Raw genomic sequence first — 20328 nt, 5'->3', positions numbered from 1 at the left:
ATACCCTTATAAATATATCGGCCAATACTCAGCTTCTTGAGTATCAATATTGACTCTTGCCATCACACTGCCGGTATATATTTGTTCAATTTTCTTCGCATATGCAGGATCTGTTGCATACCCCGCTGCCTGCAATTCGCGCAGATACGCTGAAGGATTAGAGGTATTTTGCAACGCCTGTTGATAACGGGGATTGGTTTTTAAAAAATCCACATAATCCCTAAAGCTTTCTTCATAGTTAGCATAGGACCTAAACGACGCCATTTCACGTTGTGCTTGGCCTTGGCGATATTCTAGGGTCGAGACTGACACCCTATCCCCATCCCAACGGCGATCTGCTTTAATATTGAATAGATTATGACTGCCTTCAATCACGAACCGTCCCCAACCTGTCTCTAACGCCGCTTGCGCTAGCAGTACTTTTGGATCAACTCCCAGCTCCTGCGCAACATTTTCGGCTAAGGGCAAGAGTGCTGAAACGAACTCATCTGGAGAATTAAAGCGCTCAGGGAGGTTTTCAACTGGCCCATTTGTTTTAGAGGCTTTACTCGCAGTGGCTGAGTCAACGTCCTTAACGCTTTTCGCGGATTCAGAAGATGCAGCACTTGAACTTGCTTGCGTATGGGCTTTACCCAAGACGGCCGATGCCGCTAAACGTGCCGTCGCATCGACGGCGGTGTTTAACATACGCTCAGTATCGGTTTTCATCTGAGTACGTGACTCGTCATCATCGTCTTTCTGATTGCGCAAATCGCCGACTTGACTCAGCTGACGCACCATAATTTCCGCCAAGCCTAAACGGCTATTTTGAGACAGATCCAGCGTCATTTGCTGGTCATACATATCTTGGTAAAAACGCGTGTTGTTGCCATTAAACGGATTATCTTGAGCAAAGCTTTCATTCGCATCGCGCATACTTTTCAGCATCATGCTTAAAAAGATTTGCTCGAACTGTTGTGCCACCTCTTTAAGCGCCGCCTCTTTATCTCCGTTGGCCTTACGACGTAAATCATTCAGCTGATTCAGCTCGGTGTAAAACTGAGGCGATTGCGCTTGAAGAGGCTTGCTGCTATCCATTTTAAATAACCACTAATTCTGCTCTTAAAGCGCCCGCTTGTTTGAGGGCTTCAAGAATTGCCATTAAGTCACCGGGCGCTGCGCCAACATTATTAACCGCTTCCACGATGTCCTGTAAAGATGCACCCGGTGCAAACTCAAACATCCGACCAGAACCTTCATCAATTTCAATGCCTGAGCGAGGTGTCACAACAGTGCGCCCACGTGCCAAGGGATCTGGCTGATCGACATCAAACTCTTCCGTAATGGTCACGGTGAGACCGCCATGTGTAATGGCTACTGGCGACACGCGAACATGTTGACCGATTACAATTGTACCTGTACGTGAGTTAATAATCACTTTAGCGGTTTCTTGTGCAGTTTCAATCGGTAAATTTTCAAGAACCGACAAGAAGGTTACACGCTGCGAAGCATCTCGTGGTGCACGGACTCTGATAGAGGCTGAATCTAACGCAGCGGCAACATCAGGCCCTAATAATCCATTAATCTGCTCGGCGACACGACGCGCCGTTGTAAAATCTGGACTGTGCAAATTGAGGGTTAAACTGTCTCCCTGACCAAAACCACTGGCCACTTCACGCTCAACGGATGCTCCATTGGGTATGCGACCAACGCTTGGTACATTCACTGATAAACGTGAACCGTCTCGACCTTCTGCGCCAAATCCTGCGACAATTAGGTTACCCTGAGCAATTGCATAGACTTGCCCATCGGCTCCTTTAAGAGGCGCCATTAACAAGGATCCACCCCTTAAGCTCTTGGCATCACCAATGGTAGAGACGGTGATATCAATGGTCTGACCGGGCTTTGCAAAAGGAGGCAAGTCCGCATGAATCGCCACAGCAGCTATATTTTTTGAGTTAGGGTTGATATTTGGCGGAATTGCAACACCAAAGTTATTGAGCATATTACGGAAGGTTTGCGAGGTGAAATTCGTTTTATCTCCAGTACCGTCTAACCCGACGACAAGACCATAGCCCACCAATTGGTTATTTCTCACACCGGAGACGGATACCAAATCTTTTAAACGCGCGGTATTCGCCATCGCTGCCTGAATACTTAAGCTTAATACCAAGCACAGCATCATTATGAATCGCATCATCGTCTCCTTAGAAAGGCATTAATGCACTAATGAAAAAGCGTGAAAGCCAACCCATCACATTAACATCCGCCGTCGCTCCCGTGCCACTGTAGGTAATGCGTGCATCGGCTAAGCGAGTCGATTCAATTGTATTATCGGGTTTAATGTCTTGCGGCCGGACCAAACCACTAACACGAATGTATTCATCGCCTTGATTCAGGGTTAACCATTTCTCACCTCGAACCAACATTACCCCATTAGGTAAATTTCTTGCACAGACACCGTAATATTGCCGCTGAGGCGGTTACTCATGTCTGAGGAGGAGTCACCATCAAACGCACTGCTTCCACCAATTCCCGCCGACAAGGGACGACCAAATACCGACAAAGGTTCCCCCATTATAGTGGGGGCCGCTACGTTCACATTTGTACTTTTATCCAAGGACGTACTGGAGCTTTTAGACGACTGAGTCCGCTCAGTTAAATCGATGGTCAAAATATCGCCGACTCTATGAGCCCGACCATCACCATACAGGTTCATGCTTGTAGAAGGATTGTAAATCGCACCATTGATCGGCTTTGGCGTTTCCAATGACGCCATGGGAATGGGTGCGTAGAATGGATTATCTGGCTTTGGAGCTTTTGTCACGCAGCCAGACATCATCCAAGCGGCTGATACGACCAAACCCAATCGTGTTAAATGTTTCATTATCGCCCTCCTCAAGTCACTCAACCTTAAAGCTGCTGAGTTGCAAACGATAGCATCTGATCTGCCGTCGAAATTACTTTTGAGTTAATCTCATAGGCACGTTGAGTGGTAATCATATTGACCAACTCCTCAACCGCATTGACGTTTGAACCTTCAAGCATGCCTTGTTTAATAATGCCTGCGCCATCCTCTCCGGCCACCAGAACGTTCGCAGGGCCACTGGCCGCCGTTTCTTGGAACAGGTTTTGACCCACCGCCAACAGCCCTTCCGGGTTCACGAAGTCGGCGAGTGTAATCTGGCCAATGTTTTGTGCTGCAATGTCTCCAGCAACAACTACGGTTACCTGACCATCAACGCCTACACTGAAACTGACCACTTCACCGGGAAGCTCAATCGCAGGTTCAAGCGCATAGCCTTCAGCCGTGACCACCTGATTGTCAGCATTTAAATGGAATTGACCATTGCGGGTGTAGGCAATGTCACCATTGGGCTGGACGACTTGGAAAAATCCACGACCATTGATGGCCAAGTCAAAGGTACGATCGGTAATCTGCAAATCACCCGTTTCGAACATTTTTTGCGTACTAACTGTCCGCACACCATGGCCTAGCTGCAATCCAGAAGGAAGCTGGGCATCATTGGCATTCTGAGCCCCTGGCTGACGGCGGACTTGATAAAGCAAATCCTCAAAAACGGCGCGATCTTTTTTAAAGCCCACCGTACTGACGTTCGCTAAGTTATTCGAAATCACGCGAAGGTTGGTGTCTTGTGCACTCAAACCGGTTTTAGCTACATGAAGCGCGCCGTGCATAACTGTATACTCCTAAAATTAGCTCATTTGCAGCAAGCGAGCCGAAGCGCTTGAGTTTTCTTCTGCAGTTTTCATCATCTTAATTTGAATTTCGTACTGTCGAGATAAACTGATGATGGACGTCATTTCTTCGATGGCATTCACATTACTGGTCTCGAGATAGCCAGAGCGCATTTGCAAATCCAGAGCTGGTGCGATCGGGACACGATCATCGGTTCTCATCAAGCCATCTGGCCCTTTAAACGAATTGGCAGGATCTAAACGGACCATTTTAATTACATCGACCAAAGCCAACTCGGCTGCATTATCGCCAAGTGGCCGGATGGTAATTGAGCCATCATTGGCAATATCGATGCTTTGGTAATCAGGAATGAAAATTGGAATACCGCCATTACCAATAATCGGCAAACCATTGCCCGTCACTAATTGATTGGCGGCATTGATCTGCAGAGCACCCGCGCGGGTGTAAGCTTCATTACCATCCGGCCCTTGGACGGCTAACCATCCCTCACCCATAATGGCAATATCGAGTGCACGTCCTGTTTGCTGCAAGGTTCCTGATTCCCGGTTGGTGCCGGGTGTTTCGGCCATCGCATAGACACGTGACGTGTGGCCATCGCCAAACACACGCATTGATCGGGCTTGCTCAAAATCTTGCTTAAACCCAGTCGTGGTAACGTTTGCAAGGTTATTAGACCGAATCTGTTGCGCGTTCATGTTTTCTCGCGCCCCCGTCATGGCCAAAAACAGCACCTTATCCATCGTCTACTCCTATTCAGCTGACAAGCGGTTAAGTCTTGCCGCTTTTGTATTCTCTAAGCATGTATAAGCAAGGGTCGTGCCACAGAAGACACGCAGACTAAGTTTCAGCAAAAAAAAAGCCTCCACCGATAGAGGTAGAGGCTTTTTTCTTGAACCCAGATAGATTATTAGATGTTCAAAATATTCTGAGTAATGTTATTAACCGTTTCTAACGTTTTAGAGCTTGCTTGGAAGTTACGCTGCGCCTGGATCAAGTTCACAAGCTCAGTGGACAAATCCACATTCGATTGCTCCAACGCCGCCGAGCGCAAGGTTCCGTTCAAGCCCGTTCCGGGGGCGTTCAGAATCGGATTACCTGACTGCAAGGATGCAATCCACTCTGTATTACCGACTGGTTGGAGCCCGTCTTGGTTCTCAAAGGTGGCGAAAGCAACAATACCTAAACGCTGCTCTTGACCATTACTGAAAGACGCAATCATTTCACCGGTAGGGGCAAATGTCACACCAATTAAGTCACCCTTCGCATAGCCATTTTGCTGCTGCGATTTCACGATAGACGCCGAAGCAAATTGGGTCGTGTTATCTAGACGCATATCAATGACCGTCGTTTCAGAAGCAGGATCAGCACCTTTGATTTGAATACTCGGTGCACGCCCTCCAGCCGGGAATTGCTCACCATTGACTTCGGTCAGCAAACCGTTAGAGGGATTGAACTTAATCAGAATTTGGCCTGGTTCTGTATCGACACCAGCACCCGGAACTTGGGGTTTACCTATATCCAATAATTCGACATTATTAAGATACGCATACATACGGTAGTAGCCACGATAGTCGTTATCACCCTCAACGATGTTGCTGGTTTCTATTTGACTGTCGGTTACTGCAGTTGTAATAAGGTTATCGCCAAACTGTAAACCAGCACCTGCAGGCGGATCGGTCAATGTTAAACGCGGTTTATAGACAGGTGAAGCATTATCCAAATTGCCGACATCCGCTTTAAACTTAAGCGTCACGGTTGGCACAGCCCCAAGTGTATTGATTTCAACTGACTCAATCTCGGGATTGCGATCTAAAATTTGTGCTTCACGATTTTTAATCGCCTGAGCAATTTGCTCTGCTGTATTGGAGGCAGCAATTGGAATAGTCACACCTGCTAACAAAATATTCCCGGTTGTACCGATTGCTGTGGTTTTATTGCCATCAACTGTTATATCGTAAGTTCGAGTCTCATTCGCTTCTCTAAACCGATCTGCCACAAGTGTATTAAATTTAGTCGCTGACGTCTGATCTGGATTCTGCACAAGAACCTGTCCAGTATCGGAGGCCCAAGATTTAAACTCAAAGGTCACTCTACCCGTTGGAGTACTTGCCGGTGGCGGCGATAACTCACGACGAACAGTCGTCAAATCAATTCGTGGATCAGCTTGGCTAATTGCATTAAAACCACTCAACTGAGGTGGCGTCACCGCTAGGTTATCAATTAATCTACCTTCAGTATCAAAATCAACCGCTGTCAACTGAACACCGGCTATTCTAGGAAAATCAGTTGCAACAGCCAAATCAAATACAAACAACTCACGAACAGGGCGCTGCTCTGCAAAGTTATACTTTAACGTTTGAGGATTACCTAAACTATCGAAGGTTCTAACCGTCGTTGAATAGGTAAATGAACTTGGATCATCTTTACTGTAAGTTGGCGTCAGAGTGGTTGCATCTGCTCGCGCATCAATGTTAACAGCAAGATTAATATTGTCGGTTGCTTTTGGCAGACTTTCTTTCTCTTTCACGGCAAGATTGCCAATAGGTAACTGGTTACCCTGCGCATCCAACCCATAACCTTGTAAAAACTTGCCACTGGGCGATACTATCAGACCCTCTTTATTTAACTCAAATGCACCAGCGCGCGTGTAAGTAACAGAGCCTCGACCATCATCCAATTGGAAAAAACCAGAACCATTAATGGCCAAATCAAGATTATTGTTCGTAAACTCTATCGTACCTGCGCTAAAATCCTGAGAAATTCCAGACACAGTAACACCGGAACCCGGTGTATTGCTTGATCCCGCCCCAACAACTGAAGTTGCATATAAGTCCGCAAACTGAGTACGAGAAGATTTGAAGCCCGTGGTCGCCACGTTTGCGATGTTGTTACCGGTAACGTCCAGCATTGTGGAGGCGGCCTTGAGACCTGTAACGGCTGTATTGAATGACATGACTTTTACCTCACTTTAACCTAACTGTTTGACGTCACTAAAGTTAATCGCGCCAATGGCGGTATTGACCTTCATTCCGATTCCATTTTGACCCAAGGATACGCTGTTCACTGTAAACGGCATCCAAGTGTCAACTTGCACATATTCATCGCCATCAAAGGCTTCTGCTATAATTTGGTAGCTTCCTGCAGGCACGTCTTCGCTCGCATTCCAAACAAAGCTTCGTTCACCCGACGATGCCGATCCCATATTCACTTGGTCAACCAAATTGCCGCCTTGATCAAAAATTGAGACACGCAAGCTAGTTGTTGGGGTCACAAGACTTACCGTTCCGGGTAGCGCTCCTCCAGCCTGAGTTAACTGAGCAATATCCGTATTAATAAATACCCGTTGACCCACCATAGAAGACGCTTGAAGTGCACTCTGGCTGCTAAGCAAGCTATTGCTCATCGTTTCAAATGTCTTAGCCATACCGGTCATCGTCTCAACCATGGTCATGCTGGATATCTGCTGCATAAAATCAGATGTATCAGATGGGTTGGTCGGATCCTGATTCTGCAACTGTGCAATCAAAAGCTTCATAAACATTTGATTATCATCAGTGCCATCAGACTTTTTGATCTCCGCCGCTTTGTTATCGCGGTTTATCTGATCAAATATGTTGCTCGTGTTAATAGTGCTCATCTCTCAACCCTCTGAGACTTAGCTTTGACCTAAGGTCATGGTTTTCTGCAGCATCTGCTTCGTCGTATTCAGTACATCTGCATTGATCTGAAATGATCGTGATGCTGAAATCATATCGGCCATTTCTTCAATCACATTGACGTTTGGATAAAAAACGTAACCCTGTTCATTTGATAAAGGATGATTCGGCTCATACGCCATACGTAAAGGCGTTTGACTTTCAATAATATCCAATACTTGTACGCCTTGACCGGGCGCTAACCCAGTGGGCGTTTCACCTAACTGACTTACGTCTGGCGCCTTTAGTGCGAATACGGGTTTGCGCGCTCTATAGGTTTCACCTTCGCTAGAGCTAACGCTCTCAGCGTTTGCCATATTACTGGCGGTGGTGTTCAAACGTATGGTTTGAGCACTCATAGCAGAACCCGCAATCCCAAATACATTCGACAAAGACATACTTATTCACCCTTTATGGCTTTTTTAAGCCCACTGAACTTGCCATTCAAAAACTCAAAGCTCGCCTGATAACGTAACGAGTTATCAGTAAAACGACTAATCTCTTCCTGCACTTCGACTGTGTTGCCATCAACCGCAGGCTGAAAGGGTATACGGTACATTAAATCTGCAGCAAAATCGGGATTCACTAATCCGTCGATATGCCCACCCTGCGTTTTCTGTAAATGCAATGGACTGTGCGTCATCTTGCTCTCAAGCACCTGCTTGAAATCGACATCTCGCGCTTTAAAGTTAGGCGTATCAGAATTCGCAATATTATTCGCCAACACCTCGGCACGATGTGCTCTGAAAGTCAGAGCATCGGCATGTATTCCGAGAGCTGATTTGAAATTAATTGACATAGCCTTGACCTTACCCATTTAAAACGTGAGAAGCGAACACCTAGATACGCTTTACTACAAATAAAGCAATCTACGTGCCACTCATTGTAAACTATTGATTTTATTTGAATCTAATAATGATAGAGGTCTATCCATCATTATTAGCAAGGTGAAAGCGGCAAGAGTCTGCCACTTAGGCGGCAAGTTAAATGCTCTGGTAAATAATGCCGGGGCGGCAATGAATCATGCGGTATAAATCAGGCAAGCCAGAGAGCGACTCAGAAGCACCTAAAATAAGATACCCTCCAGGCTTGAGCTGCTTATGCATTTTTCTCAAAATTTCAGTTTTAACATCCGATGAAAAATAAATCAGAACGTTCCGACAGAATATAATGTCAAATTGACCTAACGAAGAGTACTGTCCTAGCAGATTAAGGCTTTGAAACTTAACGCGCGCTTTAATCTCCGGTTTAATCGTCCAACTCCCTTCGGGGTTTTTTCTAAAAAAACGATTCAAGCGATCCTGCGACAACCCACGGCCAAGCGCCAGCATCTCATACTCACCACGCTTCGCCTGATCTAAAATCACTGAAGAGATATCTGTGGCGACAATTTCTTGGCCTGCCGAAAAAGCCCCCGCACGAGACTGTCTAAACTCTTCGATCACCATACTGATTGAATAGGGCTCTTGACCGCTTGAACAGGCTGCAGACCAAATCCGCAGCTTTTGCATTGGCTGACCACTGGCGATTTCGGGCAATAGTTTATCTTTGAGTATTTCATATGGATGAATATCTCTAAACCATAAGGTTTCGTTGGTTGTCATCGCGTCAATGACTTGCTCTTTAAGGAGATTGCCTCCCATCGAGTTAAGCCGATTCACCAGCTCGCTTAATGTCGCAAAGCCTTCCTTTTGCATAATTTTGCTTAGGCGGCTCTGTACAAGATATTGCTTGTGCTCGGCTAATAAAATTCCACAGCTTTTCTCAAGAAACTGGCTAAAGTTTTTGAACTCATCAGATGTGATCGTGAACCCTGTTCTCACATAGCCCCCTTACTTAATCAGCGCTTACTGACCGCTTCAATACGTTTAACCACAACAGAAGCAAGTTCGTCAGGATTAAACTTAGCTAAGAAGCCATCAGCTCCAACTTTTTTAACCATTGATACGTTAAAACCACCGCTTAAGGATGTATGCAGAATAATGTGCATTCGCTGCATACGCGTATCGTTGCGAATCATTGATGTTAAGGTATATCCATCCATCTCAGGCATTTCGATATCCGAGATCAGCATCAAATAATACTGTTCAACATCAACACCTTTGCCAGCCATGTCTTTTAGCATCAACCAAGCTTCGCGACCATTCTTTGCAGAGGTCACCTTCACACCCAGATTTTCAAGGCTGCGCTGCATTTGATTACGGGCAACTTGAGAGTCATCGCAGATCAAGACATGCAACTCATGTGCGGCTTTTTTAACTTTTTCGGTAGCGATGTCATCGCTGACATCCGTGGATGCAGGGTAAATATCGGCTAGGATTTGTTCAACATCAATGATCTCGATGAGCTTTTTCTCAAACTCAAACACAGCCGTCAAATAGTTGTCTGAGCCGATTTCTGCAGGCGGTGCCATGATCTGATCCCAATTGGTGTTCAGAATCCGATCCACTTTTCTCACAAGAAAGGCCAAAGTGCGTTTGTTGTACTCAGCCACGATTAAAAAACAACGACGTTCATCTTCTGCGGGCACTGGAGACCGACCAATCGCCTCCGACAAGTCTAAAACAGGGATCGTTTCACCTCGAATATGGGCCATTCCCTTGATTACACTTGTCTTTCTAGGAACCTCTGTTAGTTCAGGACACTGCAATACTTCACGCACTTTAAACACGTTAATGCCATAACGCTGACTGGTCTCGAGGCCAAAAAGCAACAATTCAAGTCGGTTCTGCCCAACCATCTGCGTACGTAGGTTTACACTATCTAATATAGATGACATGATTCATCAAACCCCAAGACCGTTCATACATAAGTGACATCCACCTGTTAAGGCTGAACATACACGTGAATTCACATAATTTACCATTAGTTTTACTGTTTTTGCTTATTTTTTTAAAATCGACCTCTAGCCTCGCGATTGAATTGCCCGAATCTATTCAAAAACAGGTTGAAGAGGCGATCATTCATGAGTTTAGCACACGTCTCCCTGAAAGCAGGTTAGACGTCAGCGTAAATCCCGTCAATCAAAACCTTACTCTCGCTGCATGCGAATATCCACTCGAAATCCAAATCCCCTTCAACAGTGGCCAAAGGGTGACGGCTAAAGCCACGTGCCACCAGCCTTTCTGGAGCCTGTTCGTCACAGCGCAGGTACGACAAATGATGACTGTCGTTGTCAGCGCTAAGCCTCTGGTGCGTAACAGCCGGATTAGCGCCAGCGATATTAAACTGGTTGAACAAGATATCTCACGCATCGGCCAGGATTATTTTACACGAGAGCAAGATGTCATCGGGAAACACGTCAGGCGTCAAATTGGCAGCGACCAAGTCATCAACGCGCGTATGTTAGAGGTCGCCATGCTCGTTTCTAGAGGCGACCAAGTGATGATTGAGGCACAAAGAGGCTCTCTGACCATTCGGATGCCTGGTATTGCGTTAGAGGATGGCCGACAGCAACAACAAATTCGCGTACAAAACAGCCAATCCGGCAATGAAGTCAGAGCCATAATTATTGCACCTGGAGTGGTTAGGGTTCAGTAATCGAACTATAATAGTGTGCGAAACCTGTTTTTTGCTTTTTTTGACAAAAAACCTATTTTTTTACTAAAGATTTTCACAAACGAGTCGATACCCTTGCTATACACAGTTTACGAGGTAATTTAGGATGGCTATCGAATTCAACAGCCTATCCTCTAACCAGACATCTGCGAGTCGAAACAAACCCGGTGATGCGAACTCACCATCGACTCAATCAAAATCGTCTGCAGGAGGCACACAGGCACCGCCGAAGGATACCGTTCGCTTAAGCGATGCAGCTCAAGCGATTCAATCTGCAGGTAAAGCAGCGGAAGGCGCCCCTGACGTTAATGCCGCTCGAGTTGCTGAACTTAAAGCCGCCATTGCCGATGGCAGCTACTCAATTAATAACGAAAAACTTGCAGATAAACTTCTGCAGTTTGACAAACTCTTTGCTTGACCTTTATGACGAGCGCATCTTCACAGCGTTTCATCCAACAGGTCAGCGAAGGGGTTGAGTTGTTTGAAAAACTCCACCAGTTATTGGAGGAGGAGCTTTCTATTATCGTTTCAAGAGATCTAGACGCACTCAATGACATGACTCAGCGTAAACACCAAGTGTTACGCGAGATTGAAAGCAGTATTTTAGAGCGCAATCAATCGCTCACTTTGCTCGGCTTTACTCCGTCTGAAGATGGATTTAAGCAGTTGTGCAGCACCCTGCCCTCCCCTGAGCGTAGCGCCTTAATCGGCAACTGGACACAGCTGACCGAGCTTCTTCGTGAAATCCGACTTGCCAATGAACGCAACGAACAAGTTGTATCGCGCAACAAAGCAAATGTAGAACAACTGCTTAATTTATTGCAGGGCCAGCATACGACGAATTCGCTCTATGACCAACAAGGCAGCAAAGGCAACTACTCGGCTCAACGGCGTATTGGGAAAGCTTAACTTAGCCCATAACTTCCACGCCTTAACTCTAGTTTTACATCAGCAAATTCGATAGAATACTTAGAAATCTCCCTATAGTTCAACTGGATAGAACGGGCCCCTCCTAAGGGCCAGATCGGGGTTCGAGTCCCTGTGGGGAGACCACATCGTGTGTCTCTACTTTAACAATGCATGCAACGAACCTTTAGGCAAACTGGTTAACGGCTTAGTAAAGTAGTAAATCAACTGACGCTGCCTTACCTTCTCCTCCTCCGTCAATGCAGACTTCTGAGTTAACTTTAAAAACCGCTTTACCATCTTCAGTCGTGACTCACGATTTACTTCATTGTCGCGGGCTACCTCTAAGTAGAGTTGAGCCAGATTTAACATTACTGTTGCATTGGTTGGGTTGTAGTCGATTGCTAAATTCAGATAACGCAGTGCCTGACCGTATTTACCTGCCATATAATGCTTACTGGCCAGCCGATTAACCTTGTCACTCATCACCGGATCGAAATTCACCTTATCTGGCAGCACCGTGTGATCCACTTTTTCTTCCAATATAGGAACAGCATCACCGCTAACAATTAACATTTCTCGTTGTAAATTCAATGGGCTAACCAAGGTTCTGTTAATGCGTTCAGCCTGCTGCATAAACTCGGCAGCCTGCTCATTATTTTGATTATCCTCACACCATTTCGCTTTTAACAAGGCAGATCGTGCCTTAAATGCAACGTCTTTTGGAAATGAATACTCGGCAAGATTCAGCAAGGTCATCATTTTATTTTCGAGCTCAATCTTATCTTTAGGGTCAGCTGAAAGCATCTCTAAACGACGAATATTGGCAAGGTACAAGTAAGGATCAGGAGATCGATAACAACTTTTACGCCCTAACGAAATGGAGCGCCGATAGGCTGTATCGGCTATCTTTAACTCATGGGTATAGGTTGCAACACGACCTAACTCCATTTGTCTGGGAATACCCAATGGTGATTTAGACGTAGCCACTTCCAGCGTTTCTCTTGCTAAAACCAAATCCCCTTTCCGTTCATGAACGTTTGCCAGAAGATCATAAGCGGGTACTAAAAGCGGATGCGCCTCAATCAGATCATTCAGCAAACTCAACGCTTCATCTAGGCGATTTAGGCTGATAAAGGCTTTTGCCAAACAGAGTCCTGTATCTTTATCCGACATATCCCAAAAATGCTGTTGCAGGATATCCAGTGCTTCATCGGCCCGCCCTAGATCAATCAACAAGGTTGCTTTAATCCGCTGTGCAATTTCATAGCAAGGCTCATACACAGGAACATCATCACAATGCACAAGTGCCGCTTGATGATCACCCGCCTCTATTGCAACATCGATGGATCGTAAGACTTGTTTACGCGCAATTAACGCATCAATACGGTATTTAAGTTCATCAACTGTAAATGGCTTAGTAATCAGATAATCGGGATTGCTTTCAATGGCATGAAGAACAACGGCTTGTGATGAATCACTGGTCATAAAGATCCAACCACATGTCGGACGCATGTACCCTCTAAAACGCGCTTCTTCTAACAACTGAATTCCCGTTGTTTTGTCACTCGCATTATGGCCTAACAGGACAATATCAAACGCCTCGTCACGCACGGTGTCGAGTATTTGTTCATTGATGGTCATCGCTTGAATATTCACGACGCCTAGCTGCCGTAGCATTTGTGAAATAGTCGAGCGCATATTGCCACTGCTCTCGATCAGCAGAACGCGCTTGTCGGAATATGATATTTTTCGCGGATTCACGCTGCGTATGCCTTAACGACTACAGAATATAAACAAGAGTATAGCGACTTATCCTTAGGTAAGGCTAGCGGAAAACCCATTCTGAACAGCGAGATAAAAACCAACTCATATTCCAAAATGATATAAACATTTATACATTAGTTATATTTACATTAGCCTAATAAGGAATAAAATTAGGGTATACAATCGCGGTTTTGATTTAAACAGCACGCATTCCCTCAAGAACGACTTCGGAGCTTTCTGTATGTCCAATAAAAAAACACCGCCAGCCAATGAACGTCGTCGAGATCTTCTTAAGCTGGGTCTAGGCGCAACGGTTGCGGCCCCCCTCCTGAGCCTTGCAGGGAATGCAAGCGCAAACGCAATTCGAACATCCGCACACGTGGTGATTAGCGGTGCAGGTGCAGGTGGTTTGGCCATGGCCAACCGTCTATCGAGAAGTTTACAAGGTGCCAAAATCACCTTAATTGATGCCCGCCAAGAACATCATTATCAACCTGGCTGGACGCTGGTTGCGTCGGGAGTCTGGGACAAATCCAAGACCCTCAGCAAAACAGCCGAATGGATTCCTTCTGGAGTCAATTGGATTCGGGCAATGGTAACCGAATATGACCCTGATAATAACCGAGTCACACTCAATGATGGACAAACACTGACCTACGATTACTTAATTGTGGCGACGGGCGTTGAGCTGCAGTATGAACGCATTGAAGGAATGGATGTAAATTTAATTGGCCAAGGAAAAGGTATCGGCAGTGTATACGCGGGTATTGATGCGGCGGCAAAAACCAACGAAGAAATCGAGCGTTTTATTGCCAAAGGCAGCGGAAAGGGTGTTTTCACTCTGTCCCCCACCCCCATAAAATGCGCGGGCGCGCCTCTAAAAATGACCTTCACGACGCTGTCGCGTCTTGAAGATGCAGGGGTTCGTGATCGTTTTGACATGCACTTTTTCACCCCCACTGATCGAGTGTTCAGCGTCGACTACTACAATGATTTTGTAAAACAACGCTGGACTGAACAAGGCTTAACTCGGCACGACTTTCATCGTTTAACCGCTATTGATGCGGATCGTAAAGAAGCAACCTTTACCCTGCAAGATGGCAGCGAAATCACGCAAGATTATGACTTCCTGCACGTAGTTCCGCACATGGCCGCTCCAAAATCGGTGCGCGAGAGCGAATTGATTTTTAAAGAAGGTCCTTTTGCTGGAAACTGGATGGAAGTTGACCGGGAGACATTGCAACACACTCGATACAGCAATGTATTTGGGATTGGTGATGTCATGGGCATGCCGTTCAACAAAACAGCGGCCAGTGTCAAAATGCAGGCCTCGGTTCTAGAACCCAACATCCTAGCTCATATTCAAGGCCAACCCTTGTTAGCCAAGCATAATGGATACACCTCTTGCCCAATGATCACCGCCGTTGGCAAAGCCATGCTGGTTGAGTTTGGTTGGGGTGGCGAACTCTTGCCGTCCTTCTCCTTTATTGACCCTAAAGAAGAATCTTGGGCTGTCTGGATTATGAAAGACAGAATGCTGCAGCCTGCGTATAACGCAATGCTGGTTGGTAAGGTTTAAGGAGCATTACGATGACATTAGCTGGTATTTTAACCGTTGTTTGGTTTGCGATTAAACCTTACCTATGGCTTATTCTTCTCGCCCTCGCTGTGCTCGTTGCTGCACAGATTGCAGGTCGTATAAAGGGCTATCGCTGTTTTTCCACTCAAGGGCGTTTTGCATGGATTTTAGGCCCAATCATTGGAATTTTGGCCTTTATTTTCATGCCTAGAATTTTTAACTCCCAATTTGGCTACGTCGCAACCTCCTTCGACTGGCTTGCCCTAATTGGAGGCAGTTTAGGGGTAACTGTTTACGCGCTTATGGTCCTTAGACCTTTGTGCCATCTTCGCAGCTGCCGTTAACTAAAAACACAGGATCAACTCTTCTGTAGGGTTGATCCTGTGTTAGCTAAATAAGCTGGATGGCCAAGGGATGTTCGACTCGAATGCGTATTTGATGGTGACGCGCATTCTCTCGAATCAACCAACCTCGAACACGCAAGGTTTTTCCTTCAATTTGATCAAACGACAGACTATCAAATCGTGGCAAGTCTGAGCGTCTAATCTGCAAAGCCACCCCTCCTTCTAAATTAATCCAAACAAACTCAGCGGACTGCCCAACACGTACCACCTGACCATGAACAACGGCAGCCCCTCTTGCTGAATCCGGAATCTCGGTGCTCAACAGGCCCGGAGAGTATTCGTTCTGGCTCCATATTCGCTTTGCCTGCTGCTCTGCTTGTCGCTCAAACTGCGCTAAACACTCAGCAAACTCAAGATTAGGTGCAACATGCACTTGCATCACCCACCCGTCGGATAGCAATGCTCTCTGCAGATTGGTGCCATCCGGTAAGAACAGATACGCCAACGAGCGACCATAACGGTCTTTTCTTTCTTGGCCATATTGGAGGAGTACGCGATGATCATGCTCGCGTAACAAACCCTCTAACCATTTTTTTCCTTCGCGCGCATAGGGTTCATCCGGCTGCCCATCGCGCCCCAACTCTGGGGCATCTATCCCTAACAGACGCACACGCTCACCATTGTTCAGCACAAGAGTATCCGCATCAATCACATAACGCACCTGAGCCGATTGAGTGGGGGCACTGGGAGGACACGGCTCCGCAAGCACTGGATGACTGAGCACGAACGAAAAAAAGCCCAACCAGAGCATGGGTTTTAACATTTTCACCTCCGCTTTATTCCTTTGAAGAGTGGTATACGAAATTGGCATTGATTTTGAGAAGTCTCCAGCAAAAAGCAATTGATATCAACCAAGTAATTAACTAAGCCTATTAGAGCCTTAAGGAAATACAATAGCGAATCGATAGAGAATTGACCGTATTTGAACTAAGGTTAACAGCGAACAGTGGATGAAGCTTTTTTTAAATAAACATTAAACATCATCTCTGTCATGACACGAATCGACACCAACCCTTCGTGGGCTTTCTAACAATTGAATTAGAGCTCGCGTATGAATGAATGAGTGGAGAAACACATGAGCAGCAAGACTATGGATACCGCAGGCAAATGCCCCGTCATGCACGGTAGCCGCACAACTATGGGTAGCAAAGGCACTGGCAATAATGACTGGTGGCCAAATCAACTCAACTTAAGCATTTTGCATCAACACAGCGCGAAAGCTGACCCAATGGGTGAGGATTTTAATTACGCCGAGGCCTTCAAGTCACTTGATCTCGCAGCCGTGAAACAAGACTTAACGGATGTAATGACCGACTCAAAAGATTGGTGGCCCGCTGATTATGGCCACTATGGCCCTTTCATGATACGTATGGCATGGCATGCGGCAGGCACCTATCGGACGGCAGACGGTCGCGGTGGTGCCTCAACGGGCAATCAACGCTTCGCCCCTCTTAACAGCTGGCCCGATAATGCCAACCTCGACAAAGCTCGCCGTTTATTGTGGCCCGTTAAACAAAAATACGGCAACAAATTGTCTTGGGCAGACTTGTTTATTTTAGCCGGTAATGTCGCTCTTGAATCCATGGGCTTTAAAACCTTTGGTTTTGGCGGCGGTCGTAAGGACATTTGGGCACCAGAAGAAGATATCTACTGGGGTGCTGAAGACACCTGGTTAGGCAACAAACGCTACAGTGGTAATCGTGAATTGGAAAACCCCTTGGCGGCTGTGCAAATGGGCTTAATCTATGTTAACCCCGAAGGCCCAGATGGTAACCCTGATCCATTGGCCTCGGCAAAAGACATACGTGAAACCTTTGCCCGCATGGCCATGAATGATTACGAAACCGTTGCGTTAACCGCTGGAGGGCACACCTTTGGTAAAACGCACGGCGCCGGTGATGCGTCGCATGTTGGTCCTGAACCCGAAGCCGCTGATCTTGAGGAAATGGGACTGGGTTGGAAAAGCAGCTTTGGAAGCGGGAAAGGCCGTGACACCATTACCAGTGGTTTAGAAGGTGCTTGGACACCCAACCCAACCCAATGGGACATGGGCTACTTTGACGTTCTATTTGGTTATGAGTGGAAGCTGGTTAAAAGCCCTGCAGGCGCTCAACAATGGGTCCCTATTGATCTGGCTGAAAAAGACCATGCCCCCGATGCAGAAGATGCCTCAATTCCGGTTGGCATCATGATGACAACCGCCGATATGGCCATGCGCGAAGATCCTGAATACCGTAAGATTTCAGAGCACTTCCATAAAAATCCGGATGAGTTTGCCGATGCCTTTGCACGTGCTTGGTTCAAATTAACCCACCGAGATATGGGTCCTAAAGCACGCTACTTAGGTCCTGAAGTACCGGCCGAAGACCTTATCTGGCAGGACCCTGTGCCCGCAGCGGATTACGAAATGATCAACGCTGAAGACATCGCAACGCTCAAAACCAGCATTTTGGCATCCGGTTTAAGTGTATCAGAACTGGTCTATACCGCTTGGTCATCCGCTTCGACTTACCGCGATTCCGATAAGCGTGGTGGTGCAAACGGTGCCCGCATTCGTTTAGCCCCACAAAAAGATTGGGAGTCCAATCAACCTGAGCAACTGGCCAAGGTTCTGTCTGTTTTGGAAGGTATTCAGGCAGACTTTAATGCTGCACAGACAACAAACAAGCAGGTTTCTCTAGCGGACTTAATTGTTTTAGGCGGTGCAGCAGCGATTGAGCAGGCCGCCCGTGATGCAGGGCATAATATTGGGGTGCCTTTCGCACCTGGACGTACCGATGCAACGGCGGAACAAACCGATGCTGAGTCCTTCGCGCCCTTAGAACCCGAAGCCGACGGTTTCCGCAACTATGCGAAAGCTAAATTTGTGGTCTCTGACGAAGAAATGTTAATCGACAAGGCTCAACTACTTGGGTTAAGTGCACCCGAAATGACCGTCCTTATCGGTGGACTGCGTGTACTGGGAGCCAACTATGCAGGAAAGACAGACGGTGTCTTGACCCACACTCCGGGTCAATTAACGAACGACTTCTTCCTGAATCTGGTTGATATGGAAACCGTGTGGCGTCCAACGTCTGAAGACAAAGATCTCTTCGAAGGTCTAGACAGACAAACCGGCAACGTGAAATGGACAGCAACACGTGTCGACTTAGTCTTTGGCTCTAACTCGCAACTGCGCGCCTTAACAGAGGCCTATGCTCAAAATGATGCCAAGGATAAATTCGTTAAGGACTTTGTGAAGGCTTGGAATAAGGTCATGAATGCGGATCGCTTTGATCTTGCATAATGCACTGCCGTCAAGCTGACATGTGATCAATCGAGAGGGATGAGGCTAACACCTCATCCCTCTTATATTTTTAGCCATGAGCAACCGTGCTTTATCCGTCGACACCTTTATCCCCATCCGTATCCTTCTCTGCTACATGCAGCCTATGGCCGACAACAGCATCCACCTCTCTCTATCCAACGCTCAAACCATCAAACCATGAATTAACATCATAAAATAATGAAATAATATCATTTTTATTCATGAAAGGTTGTGCGTATAAAGTACACATGCTTCAAGGCCAAGGTGTTTCGATAGTGTTTAGCGGCCTATTTTCTAGGCCACTGGATTGAGAACCCCGGATAGGAAAACCTGAAATGTGACGCGTACTTGTATTCAAGGCAAACAGCACATTCAGGTTTGATCTCAGAAAATGCGTACATGGGATACCCGACGACGATGAATACAGATTTCACTTTTAGTATTAAGCGTATTCGTTTTGACGAGAATTATCAGCCGTCAGACAGTACACGTATCACCACCAACTTTGCTAACCTAGCAAGGGGTGAGTGCCGCCAACAGAATTTGCGCAATGCTTTAAAGATGATTGATAATCGTTTTAATGCGTTAGCGCACTGGGATAATCCCAAAGGAGATCGTTACGCTGTCGAGCTGGAAATCATTTCAGTGGACATCGAGATTCAAGGAAAAGGTGGCCGTTTCCCTTCAATTGAAGTGTTGAAAACCAACATTATTGATCATGCCACCAACGAACGTATCGAAGGCATTGTTGGCAACAACTTTTCCTCCTATGTGCGAGATTATGACTTTAGTGTCTTGTTGCTTGATCATAACAAACAGCAAGAACGCTTCAGCATCCCAGAGAACTTTGGTGATCTGCATGGCAAGCTTTTCCAAACCTTCGTTGCGTCAGAGACATACAAGCAACACTTCAAAAAGCCACCCGTTATCTGTTTGAGCGTTTCAGATAACAAGACCTATCACCGTACAGAAAACCAGCATCCGGTACTGGGGGTGGAATACCTGCCCAATGAGTCCTCATTGACCGAGCTGTATTTCAAAAAAATGGGACTGAATGTTCGCTACTTTATGCCTCCCAACAGCGTGGCACCTTTTGCTTTCTATTTCGTTGGTGATCTGCTGAACGATTACACCAATTTGGAGCTGATCAGCACCATCAGCACCATGGAAACCTTTCAGAAGATTTACCGACCCGAAATTTATAATGCCAATGCTGTTGCCGGAAAATACTATCAACCGAACTTAAAAAACCCGGATCACTCAATCACACACATCGTGTATGACCGGGAAGAGCGCAGCACCTTAGCTATCGCACAAGGGAAGTTTGCTGAAGAGCACTTTATCAAACCCTATCGGGCAATTCTGGATCAATGGTCAGCTAACTACGCTTAATTAATCACTCAGATAAAAGT

Annotated in this window: 19 protein-coding genes, 1 tRNA gene and 1 pseudogene; 8 read left to right on the top strand and 13 right to left on the bottom strand. The window is 46.3% G+C overall.

Annotated elements, in window-relative coordinates:
* Positions 1–6 precede the first annotated feature (6 nt).
* The 11 genes and pseudogenes from flgJ to D791_RS16050 all read right to left on the bottom strand — a co-directional run bounded on the left by flgJ (position 7) and on the right by D791_RS16050 (position 10174).
* A complete protein-coding gene (flgJ, locus tag D791_RS16100; protein WP_036513819.1) occupies positions 7–1077 on the bottom strand; it encodes a flagellar assembly peptidoglycan hydrolase FlgJ in 1071 nt (356 codons plus the stop codon).
* Position 1078: 1 nt separating this feature from the next.
* Entirely contained in the window at positions 1079–2164 is a 1086-nt protein-coding gene (locus D791_RS16095) for a flagellar basal body P-ring protein FlgI (RefSeq protein WP_272944865.1), read from the bottom strand.
* Between the two features lie 22 nt (positions 2165–2186).
* A pseudogene (locus D791_RS16090) lies at positions 2187–2698 on the bottom strand (flagellar basal body L-ring protein FlgH).
* 194 nt (positions 2699–2892) lie between these two features.
* Positions 2893–3678, bottom strand: coding sequence for a flagellar basal-body rod protein FlgG (flgG, locus tag D791_RS16085; RefSeq protein ID WP_036513814.1), 786 nt, complete (start codon positions 3676–3678; stop codon positions 2893–2895).
* An 18-nt stretch (positions 3679–3696) separates the two neighbouring features.
* On the bottom strand, positions 3697–4440 hold the full coding sequence (gene flgF, locus D791_RS16080) for a flagellar basal-body rod protein FlgF (RefSeq protein WP_036513811.1): 744 nt from the start codon (positions 4438–4440) through the stop codon (positions 3697–3699).
* Positions 4441–4607: 167 nt separating this feature from the next.
* The gene (locus tag D791_RS16075) at positions 4608–6653 is read right to left on the bottom strand and encodes a flagellar hook-basal body complex protein (RefSeq protein ID WP_036513809.1); all 2046 of its coding nucleotides are present in this window, start codon (positions 6651–6653) and stop codon (positions 4608–4610) included.
* Between the two features lie 15 nt (positions 6654–6668).
* Complete coding sequence (locus tag D791_RS16070) at positions 6669–7337, bottom strand: flagellar hook assembly protein FlgD (protein WP_036513806.1); 669 nt, start codon at positions 7335–7337, stop codon at positions 6669–6671.
* 18 nt (positions 7338–7355) lie between these two features.
* Positions 7356–7793 carry a flagellar basal body rod protein FlgC gene (gene flgC / locus D791_RS16065; RefSeq protein ID WP_036513803.1) on the bottom strand — a complete coding sequence of 146 codons (438 nt, stop codon included), beginning with the start codon at positions 7791–7793 and terminating at the stop codon, positions 7356–7358.
* Between the two features lie 2 nt (positions 7794–7795).
* Positions 7796–8194 carry a flagellar basal body rod protein FlgB gene (gene flgB, locus D791_RS16060; RefSeq protein ID WP_036513909.1) on the bottom strand — a complete coding sequence of 133 codons (399 nt, stop codon included), beginning with the start codon at positions 8192–8194 and terminating at the stop codon, positions 7796–7798.
* Positions 8195–8378: 184 nt separating this feature from the next.
* On the bottom strand, positions 8379–9218 hold the full coding sequence (locus D791_RS16055) for a CheR family methyltransferase (RefSeq protein ID WP_081763923.1): 840 nt from the start codon (positions 9216–9218) through the stop codon (positions 8379–8381).
* A 17-nt stretch (positions 9219–9235) separates the two neighbouring features.
* Positions 9236–10174: a chemotaxis protein CheV gene (locus D791_RS16050; RefSeq protein WP_036513799.1), complete on the bottom strand. Its 939-nt coding sequence runs from the start codon at positions 10172–10174 to the stop codon at positions 9236–9238.
* A 65-nt stretch (positions 10175–10239) separates the two neighbouring features.
* On the opposite strand from D791_RS16050, the gene flgA reads away from it, so the two are divergent.
* The 4 genes from flgA (at position 10240) to D791_RS16030 (ending at position 12006) form a co-directional block, all read left to right on the top strand.
* Positions 10240–10935, top strand: a complete 696-nt coding sequence (gene flgA, locus D791_RS16045; RefSeq protein ID WP_051514626.1) for a flagellar basal body P-ring formation chaperone FlgA — start codon at positions 10240–10242, stop codon at positions 10933–10935.
* 124 nt (positions 10936–11059) lie between these two features.
* Positions 11060–11371, top strand: coding sequence for a flagellar biosynthesis anti-sigma factor FlgM (flgM, locus tag D791_RS19285; RefSeq protein WP_051514625.1), 312 nt, complete (start codon positions 11060–11062; stop codon positions 11369–11371).
* Between the two features lie 5 nt (positions 11372–11376).
* Positions 11377–11862: a flagella synthesis protein FlgN gene (locus tag D791_RS19280; protein WP_051514624.1), complete on the top strand. Its 486-nt coding sequence runs from the start codon at positions 11377–11379 to the stop codon at positions 11860–11862.
* Between the two features lie 68 nt (positions 11863–11930).
* Positions 11931–12006: transfer RNA gene (locus tag D791_RS16030), tRNA-Arg, on the top strand.
* Positions 12007–12018: 12 nt separating this feature from the next.
* On the opposite strand, the gene D791_RS16025 is transcribed toward D791_RS16030, so the two are convergent.
* On the bottom strand, positions 12019–13623 hold the full coding sequence (locus D791_RS16025; RefSeq protein WP_036513796.1) for a response regulator: 1605 nt from the start codon (positions 13621–13623) through the stop codon (positions 12019–12021).
* Positions 13624–13867: 244 nt separating this feature from the next.
* Between D791_RS16025 and D791_RS16020 the strand changes: the two genes are divergently transcribed.
* Positions 13868–15205, top strand: a complete 1338-nt coding sequence (locus D791_RS16020) for an NAD(P)/FAD-dependent oxidoreductase (protein WP_036513792.1) — start codon at positions 13868–13870, stop codon at positions 15203–15205.
* An 11-nt stretch (positions 15206–15216) separates the two neighbouring features.
* On the top strand, positions 15217–15549 hold the full coding sequence (locus D791_RS16015; protein ID WP_036513790.1) for a hypothetical protein: 333 nt from the start codon (positions 15217–15219) through the stop codon (positions 15547–15549).
* Between the two features lie 46 nt (positions 15550–15595).
* On the opposite strand, the gene D791_RS16010 is transcribed toward D791_RS16015, so the two are convergent.
* The gene (locus D791_RS16010; RefSeq protein WP_051514623.1) at positions 15596–16372 is read right to left on the bottom strand and encodes a thermonuclease family protein; all 777 of its coding nucleotides are present in this window, start codon (positions 16370–16372) and stop codon (positions 15596–15598) included.
* 312 nt (positions 16373–16684) lie between these two features.
* On the opposite strand from D791_RS16010, the gene katG reads away from it, so the two are divergent.
* Positions 16685–18895: a catalase/peroxidase HPI gene (katG, locus tag D791_RS16005; protein ID WP_081763920.1), complete on the top strand. Its 2211-nt coding sequence runs from the start codon at positions 16685–16687 to the stop codon at positions 18893–18895.
* A gap of 438 nt (positions 18896–19333) precedes the next feature.
* The gene (locus D791_RS16000) at positions 19334–20308 is read left to right on the top strand and encodes a DUF1852 domain-containing protein (protein ID WP_036513787.1); all 975 of its coding nucleotides are present in this window, start codon (positions 19334–19336) and stop codon (positions 20306–20308) included.
* Positions 20309–20328 lie beyond the last annotated feature (20 nt).

This window comes from Nitrincola nitratireducens, assembly GCF_000585235.1.
GTDB classification, from domain to species: Bacteria; Pseudomonadota; Gammaproteobacteria; order Pseudomonadales; family Balneatricaceae; genus Nitrincola; species Nitrincola alkalisediminis.
Note: the sequence above shows the minus strand (reverse complement) of the source record. Positions and strands in the feature narration are given on the sequence as shown.